Annotated in this window: 8 protein-coding genes, 2 tRNA genes and 2 pseudogenes; 3 read left to right on the top strand and 9 right to left on the bottom strand. The window is 63.0% G+C overall.

Translation table 11 applies throughout. The annotated features are described in order from the left end of the window. Position 1: 1 nt before the first annotated feature. Together ACQKQA_RS14060 and ACQKQA_RS14055 are read left to right on the top strand one after the other, a co-directional pair. A pseudogene (locus tag ACQKQA_RS14060) lies at positions 2 to 109 on the top strand (TetR family transcriptional regulator); the annotation flags it as partial. Further along, positions 60 to 665 (top strand): annotated as a pseudogene (locus tag ACQKQA_RS14055) (ferredoxin--NADP reductase); the annotation flags it as partial. The pseudogenes ACQKQA_RS14060 and ACQKQA_RS14055, both read left to right, overlap by 50 nt. A gap of 72 nt (positions 666 to 737) precedes the next feature. Here ACQKQA_RS14055 and tsaA read toward each other — a convergent pair. The 5 genes from tsaA to rimO form a co-directional block, all read right to left on the bottom strand. Continuing rightward, on the bottom strand, positions 738 to 1,433 hold the full coding sequence (tsaA, locus tag ACQKQA_RS14050) for a tRNA (N6-threonylcarbamoyladenosine(37)-N6)-methyltransferase TrmO (protein WP_427558254.1): 696 nt from the start codon (positions 1,431 to 1,433) through the stop codon (positions 738 to 740). 135 nt (positions 1,434 to 1,568) lie between these two features. Further along, positions 1,569 to 2,030, bottom strand: coding sequence for a DUF1456 family protein (locus tag ACQKQA_RS14045; RefSeq protein WP_427558251.1), 462 nt, complete (start codon positions 2,028 to 2,030; stop codon positions 1,569 to 1,571). A 65-nt stretch (positions 2,031 to 2,095) separates the two neighbouring features. Further along, positions 2,096 to 2,806 carry an rRNA pseudouridine synthase gene (locus ACQKQA_RS14040; protein ID WP_427558248.1) on the bottom strand — a complete coding sequence of 237 codons (711 nt, stop codon included), beginning with the start codon at positions 2,804 to 2,806 and terminating at the stop codon, positions 2,096 to 2,098. A gap of 82 nt (positions 2,807 to 2,888) precedes the next feature. Continuing rightward, complete coding sequence (locus ACQKQA_RS14035) at positions 2,889 to 3,362, bottom strand: GNAT family N-acetyltransferase (RefSeq protein WP_427558246.1); 474 nt, start codon at positions 3,360 to 3,362, stop codon at positions 2,889 to 2,891. A gap of 106 nt (positions 3,363 to 3,468) precedes the next feature. Then, positions 3,469 to 4,806, bottom strand: a complete 1,338-nt coding sequence (gene rimO, locus ACQKQA_RS14030) for a 30S ribosomal protein S12 methylthiotransferase RimO (protein ID WP_427558243.1) — start codon at positions 4,804 to 4,806, stop codon at positions 3,469 to 3,471. Positions 4,807 to 5,133: 327 nt separating this feature from the next. Here rimO and ACQKQA_RS14025 point away from each other — a divergent pair, with 327 nt between their 5' ends. After that, positions 5,134 to 7,035 carry a potassium transporter Kup gene (locus tag ACQKQA_RS14025; protein ID WP_427558240.1) on the top strand — a complete coding sequence of 634 codons (1,902 nt, stop codon included), beginning with the start codon at positions 5,134 to 5,136 and terminating at the stop codon, positions 7,033 to 7,035. Between the two features lie 209 nt (positions 7,036 to 7,244). Here ACQKQA_RS14025 and ACQKQA_RS14020 read toward each other — a convergent pair whose 3' ends face one another. From ACQKQA_RS14020 to ACQKQA_RS14005, 4 genes are all read right to left on the bottom strand, one after another. Then, positions 7,245 to 8,540 (bottom strand): virulence factor family protein, encoded by a 1,296-nt coding sequence (locus ACQKQA_RS14020; RefSeq protein WP_427558237.1) that lies wholly within the window; start codon positions 8,538 to 8,540, stop codon positions 7,245 to 7,247. Beyond that, positions 8,540 to 11,188 carry a bifunctional lysylphosphatidylglycerol flippase/synthetase MprF gene (gene mprF, locus ACQKQA_RS14015; protein ID WP_427558234.1) on the bottom strand — a complete coding sequence of 883 codons (2,649 nt, stop codon included), beginning with the start codon at positions 11,186 to 11,188 and terminating at the stop codon, positions 8,540 to 8,542. Before mprF ends, ACQKQA_RS14020 begins: the two co-directional genes overlap by 1 nt. A 277-nt stretch (positions 11,189 to 11,465) precedes the next feature. Then, positions 11,466 to 11,542: transfer RNA gene (locus ACQKQA_RS14010), tRNA-Met, on the bottom strand. 208 nt (positions 11,543 to 11,750) lie between these two features. After that, positions 11,751 to 11,827 (bottom strand) — tRNA-Met (locus ACQKQA_RS14005). Between the last annotated feature and the right edge of the window lie 264 nt (positions 11,828 to 12,091).

The raw sequence follows: 12,091 nt of genomic DNA, 5'->3' as shown, positions 1-12,091 counted from the left end.
GTTGATCTACAAAAGTGGCATCGCCGCCACGGGCATGGATCTTCTGGTGAAAACCGCCGGCGTCTCCAGAAAGAGCATCTCGATTCTTCAGCATCAAGGTGCCCGATGGTCCGCTGACTTCCCAGCTGCAGCACCTGAAGGAAGGCGATGAGATCATCATCAGCAAGAAGCCTACCGGTACCCTGGTACTGGACGACCTGAAGCCTGGCAAGCACCTGTACCTGCTCAGCACCGGTACCGGCCTGGCGCCGTTCATGAGCGTCATCCAGGATCCCGAGACCTACGAGCGTTTCGAAAAAGTGATCCTGTGCCATGGCGTGCGTTACGTCAACGAAGTCGCCTACCGCGAGTTCATCACCGAGCACCTGCCGCAGAACGAGTTCTTCGGCGAAGCGCTGCGGGAAAAACTGATCTACTACCCGACCGTGACCCGCGAGCCGTTCGAGAACGAAGGCCGCCTGACCGACCTGATGCGCAGCGGCAAACTGTTCAGCGACATCGGCCTGCCGCCGATCAATCCGCAGGACGACCGCGCCATGCTGTGCGGCAGCCCAAGCATGCTCGAAGAGACCAGCGAAGTGCTCAACAGCTTCGGCCTGACCGTTTCGCCGCGGATGCGCGAGCCGGGCGACTACCTGATCGAGCGCGCCTTCGTCGAGAAGTAAGCCCCTCGCTCTACAAAAAAGCCCGCGTTGCCTGGGAAGGCAACGCGGGCTTTTTCGTTTCCGGGGGGCTGCTCAGCGCGCGGGCACCACTTCCAGGACCTGGATCAGGCCGGGCCGCGGATAGTGCCAGCGCACGTCCAGGTCCCAGAACTGCGCGCCGTATTCCCGCTCCGGGGTGGGCGTCTGGTAGGCCGGACGCGGATCCTGGGCCAGGCACTGTTCGATCAGTTCCACCAGCGGCTCCTGCAGGCGTTGGGCGTGGCTGTGGGCCTGTTGCAGGGCGGAATCGCTCCAGCGCACCGGAATCAGCTCAGGAGCCTGGCTGGCGATGCTGTTGCTGGCGCCGTCGATGATGTCGGCGTAAGGCACGTAGGGCTTGATATCGAGAATCGGCGTGCCGTCCAGCAAGTCGATGCCGGAGATCCACAGGCGATCGGCTTCGACCTTGTCCAGCTTGACCACCGACTGGCCGATGCCATTGGGCCGGTGGGTGGCGCGGGTGGCGAACACGCCCATGGACTTGTTGCCGCCCAGGCGTGGCGGGCGGACCTTGAGCCGCGGCTTGTCTTCCAGCGCCTGGTGAAACAGGAACAGCAGCCAGACATGGCTGACCTGTTCCAGGCCCTGCACCGCATCGCCCTGGTCGAAGGGCGCCACCAGCTCCAGCACGCCGCGGGCCGCCGGGGCCAGTTGCGGCTGGCGTGGGATGGCGAACTTTTCCTTGAAGCAGGAGCGCACGAAGCCGATGGGGGAAACGCTGTAGGTCATGGTCTGGAGTCGAGGCAGGGGAAGGGCGCCATGATAACCCGAGCGCGTTGTCGGGGCTGATGCCGCTGCGCGAGCAAGCTTGTTCCTACAGCGGCACGCTGTCTGCAGGAGCGAGCTTGCTCGGGATAAAACCTGTCAGCCGCGAATGCGCAGGGTCAGGCCCTTGAGGAAGTTGCGCAGCAGCTGGTCGCCGCACGGGCGGTAGTTGGTGTGGCCGAACTTGCGAAACAGCGCGCTCAGCTCGGGCTTGGACACCGGGAAGTCGGCGGCCTTGAGGATGGCGTGCATGTCGTCTTCCTTGAGCTCGAAGGCCACCCGCAGCTTCTTCAGGATGATGTTGTTGGTCACCGGCAGTTCGATCGGCAGCGGTGGACGGCTTTCGTCCTTGCCGCGTTTGAAGATCACCAGGCCGTCGAGGAAGTGCGCCATGACCTCGTCCGGGCAGTGCACGAAACCTTCTTCCTCGTCCTTTTTCAGGTAGCCGACCACATCGTTCAGGCTGGTTTCGAAGCCGGTGAGCTGGATGATCTCGACGACCTTCTTGTCGCTGATGTCGAGCATGTAGCGCACGCTGCGCAGTACATCGTTATGAATCATGTCTGAAGTCCTGGTTTGTTCATGTTGAGCGCTGCAGTCCGGCGCAGCGCCTGAATGGGGGATGCCTAGAATTTTTCCTTGGCGGACAGGTAGCGCCATTGCCCTAGCGGCACCTTGCCGATGGACACGCCGCCGATACGGATGCGGCGAATGGCGACGACCTTCAGGCCCACGGCTTCGCAGAACAGGGCGATCACGCCCGGTTGCGGGTTCTTCAGGGCGAAGCGCAGGCGGTTTTCGTTCTGCCAGCTGGCCTTGACCGGCGGCAGCTCGCGACCCTTGTAAGTCAGGCCGTGGCTCAGGCGATTGAGGCCGTGCTCGATCATCTCGCCGGCCACCTCGACCAGGTATTCCTGCTCGATCCTGGCGGCGTCGGCGGTCAGCTTGCGCAGCACCTTCCAGTCCTGGGTGAACACCAGCAGGCCGCTGGCGTTGGCTTGCAGGTCGGCGCTGGCGGTCAGGCGCAGGAAGTGGCCCTTGAGCGGGCGTTTGCCGAAACGGTGTTCCTCGGACAGGCTGGCAGCGCCCAGCGAGCGCATGGCGCTGTCGACATCCTGGCCGGCCGGCACGTTCAGCAACAGGGTCACCGGCTCCGGCGCGGTGGCCTTGGCCTGCGGGTCGAGCTCGACTTTCTGGGTGTCGACCTTGAATTGCGGCTCGTCGATGACCTCGCCGTCCACGGTGACCCAGCCGCCCTCGATGAACAGCTCAGCCTCCCGGCGGGAACAGCCGACGAGTTCGATGAGGCGTTTGGAGAGACGAATCGGGTCGGTCATGACAAGGGCCGTAGCAAAAGGGGGCAAGTATTGTACCTGCCTGGCGCCGGTTAATCGCGGGTCCATTTGCCGGCTGTGGCTATTAGCCGCGCAGCACCTGTTGTTGCGGCTGCTTCAAGCGCATGTGCAGCAGTGGGTAGGGCTGGCCCATGCCGTCGTGCTCGGAACGACCGATGACCTCGAAGCCTTGCTTGAAGTAGAAGCCCAGGGCTTGCGGGTTCTGTTCGTTGACGTCCAGTTCGTCGGCGTTCAGGTGTTCGATGGCATACCTGAGCAGTTGTTTGCCCAAGCCCTGGCCGCGATGGGCGGGGTCGATGAACAGCATCTCGATCTTGCCGGCGGCGACCCCGGCGAAGCCGGTGATGCGTTGGCGCTGGTCGCGGGTGCAGATCAGCATCACCGCATCCAGGTAGCGGTTCAGCACCAGGTTTTTCAGCAATTCGATGTAGCTGTCCGGCAGGAAGTCGTGGGTGGCGCGCACCGAGTCTTCCCAGACCCGGGTCAGTTCCGGGTAGTCGCTGAGTTTCGGGGTATGGATGACCGAGTGATGGCGCATGCCGCCTGCTCCTGTGCTGTGATCCTGGAAGACCCTGAGCAAACGATAGACGTAAAAAAGCCCCGCATCTCGCGAAGAGAGCGGGGCTTTTGCGGTTTTTTACGCCTTACAGGACCTGTGCCCACAGGTCGTATTCGTCGGCGTCGGTCACCCGGCAGCGGACCTTGTCGCCCGGCTTCAGGTCGCCGGCGCCGTCGATGAACACGTTACCGTCGATTTCCGGGGCATCGAAGAAGCAGCGGCCCACGGCACCCTGTTCGTCGACTTCGTCGATCAGTACTTCGATTTCCTTGCCGATGCGCTGTTGCAGACGGGCCGAGCTGATTGCCTGCTGGTGCGCCATGAAGCGCTCCCAACGGTCCTGCTTGACCTCGTCCGGGACCACTTCCAGATCCAGGTCGTTGGCCGGAGCGCCTTCCACCGGCGAGTACTGGAAGCAGCCGACGCGGTCGAGCTGGGCTTCGGTCAGCCAGTCCAGCAGGTACTGGAAGTCTTCTTCGGTTTCGCCGGGGAAGCCGACGATGAAGGTCGAACGGATGATCAGCTCGGGGCAGATTTCGCGCCAGTTCTTGATCCGGGCCAGGGTCTTGTCTTCGAAGGCCGGGCGTTTCATGGCCTTGAGCACTTTCGGGCTGGCGTGCTGGAACGGGATGTCCAGGTACGGCAGGATCTTGCCGGCGGCCATCAGCGGGATCAGCTCGTCGACGTGCGGATACGGGTAGACGTAGTGCAGGCGGACCCACACCCCCAGGGTGCTCAGGGCCTCGCACAGCTCGGTCATGCGGGTCTTGACCGGCGCGCCGTTCCAGAAACCGGTGCGGTATTTGACGTCGACGCCGTAGGCGCTGGTGTCCTGGGAAATCACCAGCAGCTCCTTGACCCCGGACTTGACCAGGCGCTGGGCCTCGTCCAGCACGTCGCCCACCGGACGGCTGACCAGCTTGCCGCGCATCGACGGGATGATGCAGAAGCTGCAGCTGTGGTTGCAGCCTTCGGAAATCTTCAGGTACGCGTAGTGGCGCGGGGTCAGCTTGATGCCTTGTGGCGGCACCAGGTCGATCAGCGGGTTATGGTCCTGCTTCGGCGGCACCACTTCGTGCACCGCGTTGACCACTTGCTCGTACTGCTGCGGGCCGGTCACGGCCAGAACGCTGGGGTGCACTTCGCGGATGTTGCCTTCTTCCACGCCCATGCAGCCGGTGACGATGACCTTGCCGTTTTCCTTGATGGCTTCGCCGATCACTTCCAGGGATTCGGCCTTGGCCGAGTCGATGAAACCGCAGGTGTTGACCACCACCACATCGGCGTCCTGGTAGGTGGACACCACGTCATAACCTTCCATACGCAGTTGCGTGAGGATGCGCTCGGAGTCGACCAGCGCTTTCGGGCAACCCAGGGAAACGAAGCCGACCTTGGGAGTGGCTGGCGCGGTAGGGGTGGACATGTCTAACCTCGGTATAGATGTCGGGTCGCTCGGCGGTTTGGCTAAACCTGCGGCGACGGACGGGCGCTTGGCGCGCCTCTGATCAAAAAGTGCGCAATTCTAGCGATGAGCAGCGCACTTGACCAGCTTTATACAGGGAAATACGACGAGTGCTGCGCTATGCTTCGCGCCGTTGCGCCGAGGCGGGTTCTTATAGTCAACAGAACGTCTGTAACTGTAAGTAAAAAGGCGCATGCTGCACGGCATTCACGAGAGTCTTGCAAGCTCGCGTGTCGTGAATGTCATGCCTTTTATAAGAAGCCCCGATCTGGGTAGTAGGAGTGGTTGATGGGTCAGGCAAGTAGTCAGGCAGTGAGCAGCGGGCATTCCGGGGCCAAGCCCCTGGGTATGCTGGTGGCGGCGGTCGGGGTGGTTTATGGCGACATCGGTACCAGCCCGCTTTATACCTTGAAGGAGGTATTCGCGGGGCACTACGGGGTTCCGGTCAACCACGACGGTGTATTCGGCATTCTTGCGCTGATCTTCTGGTCGCTGGTCTGGGTGGTTTCGATCAAGTACGTGTTGTTTATCCTGCGGGCCGACAACCAGGGCGAGGGCGGCATCATGGCCTTGACCGCCCTGGCCCGGCGGGCTTCGACACCCTATCCGAAGCTGCGGACGATCCTGGTCATTCTGGGGCTGATCGGTGCGGCCTTGTTCTATGGCGACAGCATGATCACGCCGGCGATTTCCGTACTGTCGGCGGTAGAAGGGCTGGAGATTGCTTTCGACGGGCTCGAGCACTGGGTCGTGCCGTTGGCGCTGATCGTGCTGGTGGCGCTGTTTCTGATCCAGAAGCATGGCACCGACCGCATCGGCAAACTGTTCGGGCCGGTGATGGTCCTGTGGTTCGTAGCCCTGGGCGTGCTGGGGATCAATGGCATCAGCCAGCATCCGGAAGTGCTGCAGGCACTGAATCCGGTCTGGGGCGTGCGTTTCTTCATGGTTCATCCGGGCATGGGCGTGGCCATTCTGGGCGCTGTGGTGCTGGCGCTGACGGGGGCCGAGGCGCTGTACGCCGATATGGGCCACTTCGGTCGCAAGCCGATCGCCCGGGCCTGGTTCGCCCTGGTGCTGCCGGCGCTGGTGCTCAACTACTTCGGCCAGGGCGCCTTGCTCCTGGAAAACCCTGAGGCGGCGCGTAACCCGTTCTATCTGCTGGCACCGAGCTGGGCGTTGATTCCGCTGGTGGTACTGGCGACCCTGGCTACCGTGATTGCTTCCCAGGCCGTGATTTCCGGCGCGTTCTCCCTGACCCGCCAGGCGATCCAGCTGGGCTATATCCCGCGCATGTACATTCAGCACACCTCCAGCGCGGAGCAGGGGCAGATCTATATTGGCGCCGTGAACTGGGCGCTGATGGTCGGTGTGATCCTGCTGGTACTGGGCTTCGAGTCCTCGGGCGCGCTGGCTTCGGCCTATGGCGTGGCAGTGACCGGGACCATGCTGATCACCAGTATCCTGGTGTCGGCGGTGATGCTGTTGCTGTGGAAATGGTCGCCGGTACTGACGGTGCCGATCCTGGTGGGGTTCCTGCTGGTGGACGGGCTGTTCTTCGCCGCCAACGTACCGAAAATCTTCCAGGGCGGTGCTTTCCCGGTATTGGCGGGGATTGTGCTGTTCGTCCTGATGACCACCTGGAAACGAGGCAAGGAACTGTTGATGGAACGCCTCGGCGAGGGCGCGTTGCCGCTGCCGATCTTTATCAACAGCATCCGTGTGCAGCCACCGCATCGGGTGCAGGGCACCGCGGTGTTCCTCACTGCGCGCTCCGACGCCGTACCCCACGCGCTGTTGCACAACCTGCTGCATAACCAGGTGTTGCACGAGCAAGTGGTGCTGCTGACCGTGGTCTATGAAGACATCCCACGGGTACCGACCCAACGCCGCTTCGAGGTGGACTCCTATGGCGAAGGCTTCTTCCGGGTGATCCTGCACTTCGGTTTCACCGACGAGCCGGACGTGCCTGAGGCGCTGAAGCTGTGCCATCTGGACGAGCTGGACTTCAGCCCGATGCGCACTACCTACTTCCTCAGCCGCGAGACGGTCATCTCTTCCAAGATGGTCGGCATGGCCCGTTGGCGCGAGACGCTGTTCGCCTTCATGCTGAAGAACGCCAACGGCAACCTGCGCTTCTTCAAGCTGCCGGTGAACCGGGTGATCGAGTTGGGTACACAGATCGAGATGTAAGCCGCCGCGATAACAGAAGCCCCCGTCACCGACCTGGTGACGGGGGCTTTTTTGTAGTCCCTGTAGGAGCGAGCTTGCTCGCGATAAACGCCAGGGCAGCACGGGGGGGCAGGCAGGCTGCTATCGCGAGCAAGCTCGCTCCTACAAGGGGATATGAAAAAGCCCCCGGTGCCGGTGGGCAGCGGGGGCTTTTGTCTGGGCCATTCAGATCACTCTTCGGCGACCTTGTCCTTGCCCTGGCGTTTCTCGATGACGTTCACCAGGCGCTGGGCCAGGGCCGGGTAGTTCTCGTCGAAGTGGTGGCCGCCCGGCAGCTTCATGGCTTCGCCCACGGCGGTCTTGTCGGTGCAGCCGCTTTCGTCGACTTCTTCCTCGCCGTAGATGCACACCACCTTGGCCGCTGGCAACTTGGCCATTTCCGGGCCGGTGGCGGCTTCCTTGCCGGCGTTGCCCAGCCAGCCTTCGACTTCGATCTCGAAGCTGCCGGTGCGGGCGAAGGCCAGCAGGATAATGGCGTCGATCCGCTGCTGCTCGGCTTCCGGCAGGCGGTTGTAGATGGCGGGCAAGACGTCGGCGCCGAACGAGTAACCGGTGAGCACGAAGCGTTTGGTGCCCCATTTCTGCCGGTAGTGCTGCATCAGTTCGGTCAGGTCAGTGGCGCTCTGTTCCGGGGTCTTGTGCTGCCAGTAGTAGCGCAGGGTGTCGATGCCCACCACCGGGTAGCCGATCTTGGCCATCTCGCCGGCCACGTCGCGGTCCAGGTCGCGCCAGCCGCCGTCGCCGGAGAGGAACAGGGTCACGGTGTCCTTGGCCTGGCCGGCCGGTACTTCGACCACCGGGATGTTCAGGCCGCCGTTGTCCGAACCCACCAGCAGCTTGCGCAGCTCGTTGTTCAGCACTTGCGGCAGGTGAATGTCGTAGTCGCTGATGCTGGTGCTGGCATTCGGGGTGTCGCGCACGAAGCCGGCGCTTTCGTCATCCGGGTTGTCGTTCCAGGCCACCAGCCAGTGGCCGTGGGCCAGGGTCTTGGGCAGCGGGTCGGTGCAGCCCGGCGCCGGGTTGATGGTGAAGCCCACCGACACCGCCTGGGCCTTGTCGTCGTTCTGGGTGGCGATCCAGCGCCAGGCCAGGGCCGCGCCAGGGCCGATGCCGCTGACCAGGGTCGCCGGGCCCTTGAGTTGGCCCAGGGCGTTCTGCAGGGCTTGTTCCTGGGCCTTGCAGTCGTCCTTGGGCAGGATCACCTGAATGATCTGCGCCGCGCCGCCACGGCTCAGGGCCATGAGTTGGGTATCGGTCAGGGCTTCGTCGGCGAGGACGGCCACGGCCACCCGGGCCTTGGCCTGGGTGGCGGGGGTGACGCGGGTCAGGCTCGAACCATCGGCCTGGGCCAGGTGTTCCAGGATCGGCTGGGGCGCCGGACGATTCCAGTACCAGTAGCCGCCTCCCGCTATCAGGGCAACCACCGCCAGGGTGGCTAATACATACCGCCAGGAGCGTTGAATCATCAGCGTTTCACCAATCCAGTCAGGCCGCCCGCAATCAGGGCGGCGGTATCGGCCAGCGCCACTAGCGGATCCAGTCCGGCGGGCACGGCCATGTAACGAGGTTCCCAGTCAGGCTGGAATTTGTCTTTGAAACGGCGCAACCCTTGGAAGTTGTACAGCTGCTCACCCCGACGGAAAACCATCGATCCAAGGCGCTGAGTCAATGGCGCGCCACGCCGGGGTTGTAGACCCGACAACGGCACCATGCCCAGGCTGAAGCGTGCATATCCATGATTTTTATAATGCTGGATCAGGCCGACCATCATGAATTCCATGGTCAGCTTCGGAGCATCCGGGTGGGCGCGCATCAGGTCAAGGCTGGCCAGGTCATGGCTATAGGTCTCGAGCAGGTTGGCGAAGGCCACCGGACGCCCTTCAAAACGGATGATCGCGATACGGAAGTGCTTGAGGTAGTCCTCGCTGAAACGGCCGAGGGAGAAGCCTTTTTCGCGGACATTCTTGCCGGTCAACCAGGCGTCGGAAATGACTTTCAGCTCGTCCATCGGCGCATGCCCGGCCTCGTGGATGTCCAGGCTCAGGCCGTCCCGGGTACCACGGTTCCAGGTGTAGCGCAGGTCTTTCATCTCCTTGCCCTTGGCCTCGAGATCAAAGCGGTTCAGGTCGACCCGGGCTTCTTCGCCGAGCTTGATCGCGGTCAGGCCGATGTCCATGTAGTACGGCAGGTTTTCCGCACGCACCTGGTAGAACACCGGGCGGGCATGGTGCACGTCGCACAGGTCGCGGAACTGCCAGATCATCTCGGCCCGTTGCTGGGTCGGTCCGACCGGGTCGTACAGCGCCACCAGGCTGCGGCCGCGCCGGGCGTACATCAGGAAGGCGTCGTCGTTGGGGTGGAACAGCAGGGCCTTGTCGCCGGTCAGGGACAGGCCGCCGTCGGGCTGGGAAGAGGCCATGAGGATCTTCGCCGCGCGGTCCAGTTCCTCGCTGTTGGGCAGGTGAATCACCGGGCGCGCGGTGCGCAGCAGCCAGGTCAGGGACACCACCACCAGCAGCACCGCGGCCCCCAGCAGTGAGCGCAGGCCCCGCGGGGCGTCGGCGTCGAGGGTGAACTGCCACCACAGTTGATGGCTGTAGGGCACGTCCTGGTAGGCGAACAGCAGCAGCCAGATCGACGCGCCCAGCACGCATACGCTGGCCACCAGGTACAGCGGCGAGAACGGCAGTTCGGTAAGGCGGCTCGGCCGGTAGAAGGAGCGCCGGAAGATCGCCAGCAGGCTGGCGGTCAGGGTCATCAGGCTGGCTTCTTCCCAGTCGAAACCCTTGAGCAGCGAGAGCACGGCGCCGACCAGCAGCAGGATGGTGGTCAGGATCCAGGCCGCGGACAGGCGCCGGCGCAGGCCTTGGGCCAGCAGCAGGCACAGGACGCCGATCAGGCTGGCGCCGAAGTGCGAGGCATCCACCAGGCGATGGGGAATCAGGAAGCCGATGTGCTGCAGGCGGGTGTCGATTTCCGGGGTCGCACCGGAAAACAGCAACACCACGCCGGACAGGAACACCAGTACGGCGAGGATCGGCGCCGCCAGGCCTGAGGCCACCCGCAGCGACTGACGGGTCTGGAACAGGCGCTGAGCCTCGTTGATCAGCAGCAGTACGCAGGCCACCAGCATCGGCAGGATCACGTAGATCAGCCGGTACAGCAGCAACGCGGCGGCCAGTGGGGCGGCGCCGAGTTTGTCGGCGAAGGCCGCCAGCAGAATGGCTTCGAACACCCCGACGCCGCCGGGTACGTGGCTGAGTACACCGGCTGCCAGGGCCAGCAGGTAGACCAGCAGGAAGGCGCCGAAGGGCGGTGCTTCAGGCAGCAGCAGATACAGCACGGTGGCGGCTGCGGCGACGTCCAGGGCGGTGATGACCAGTTGCAGGAGGGTCAGGCTGCGGCCCGGCAGGCGCAGGGTGCGGCGGCCGGCCTTGACCAGCAGGTTGTCCGGCAGTGGCTGCTCGGGCAGGCGACGGCGGTAGATGCCGGTGACCAGTACCGCGCAGAGCAGCAGGACGGCACCGGCGATGCTCGCCAGCAGGCCTTCGGACAGACCTAGGGCGGTGGCGGCCGCGGGCAGGTTGCTCAGGGTTGCCAGGGCTGCGAGAGGGGGCAGGGCGCAACCCAGGGACAGGCTGGCGAACAGCGTCATGTGGGCGACATCGCCGGCTCCCACGCCATGCCGGGCGTAGAGTCGGTAGCGCACCGAGCCGCCGGAGAGCAGCGACAGGCCGATGGCGTTGCCGATGGCAAAAGCGGTGAAGCCCCCCAGGGCCAGGGTGCGCGGCGGCAGGTTCACCCCGGCATAACGACTGGCGGACCATTCGTAGCCGAGCAGGATGACGAAGCCGGCGACCGTTGCGGCCAGGGCGCCGAGCAGGGCTGGTTTCGGTACGTCGAGAATCGAGTCATGCAGGGCGTACAGATCCAGCTCGCTGAGCAGGTGACGACAGGCAATCAGGGCGATACCGAACAGCAGCAGGGTGACGACCATGCCGATGGGCTGGCGGTATTTGCTCAACAGCTCCAGCCAGTGCAGGCGGGTGGCCGCGACCGGTGGGTTCGCTGTAACGGTATCGGTGTCTTGTGAGTCAGACGAGTTGGCGCGCATCAATCACCTCGTGGATTGTGCGCGACAGGATGGGGGTATCCAGCCAAGTTACCAATCCCTGCAGAAAAAAAAGTTTCAAATATTAACGCGTCTCGCCATGGCCCTGCGAGCCCGGGCGCAGAGGGTTTCATGTAGCAGCCTGGGGATGAGCATAGCGGGTTGGAGAGAATGGGGAGACGGCTGACGGTTCGTGGCAGATTGCCAGGTCATTGTTGCGAAAAGATTTTTTCGACAGATACAAAAAAGGCCACTCTTTCGAGTAGCCTTTCTTGATGTTTGGTTGCGGGAGCCGGATTTGAACCGACGACCTTCGGGTTATGAGCCCGACGAGCTACCAGGCTGCTCCATCCCGCGTCTGTGGGGCGGCATTCTACAGGCGAATGCTCGGGTGTCAACTGTTAATGCTCAGATGAGTCAAATAAATGCTGCATAACCTGCAAAGCGGGTTAAGTCTCGGTGGTACAAGGGGTTTTGTTTTTCAGGCGGCCTCGGTTCGGAGGCTGGGGGTAAAACAGGCGCGCACAAAAAAGGCCACTTTTTTCAAGTGGCCTTTTTCGATGTTTGGTTGCGGGAGCCGGATTTGAACCGACGACCTTCGGGTTATGAGCCCGACGAGCTACCAGGCTGCTCCATCCCGCGTCTGATGTGGCGGCATTCTACAGAGAATCGGCGGCTTGTCAACCCCTGGGGTGAGAAAAACTGTTCCTGTTCAAGCGCTTAGCTTGCGAAAGCAGCAGGCGAATCGGCCTTGAGAGCATGCCACACAAGGCTTTCAGCTCTATTGAAGGGCTTTGGCCGATTGAGGAAGTAAATTCAAGGTGCGATTTTTCTGGCGGCCGACAGGAGAAATCAAACTACTGGTGCTATATACAGTTCCCGGTGAGATACTGTCGCCATGTTTCA

The organism is Pseudomonas sp. NPDC089530 (genome assembly GCF_050280705.1).
Taxonomy (GTDB): domain Bacteria; phylum Pseudomonadota; class Gammaproteobacteria; order Pseudomonadales; family Pseudomonadaceae; genus Aquipseudomonas.
This window is presented reverse-complemented; position numbering and strand designations above follow the sequence as displayed.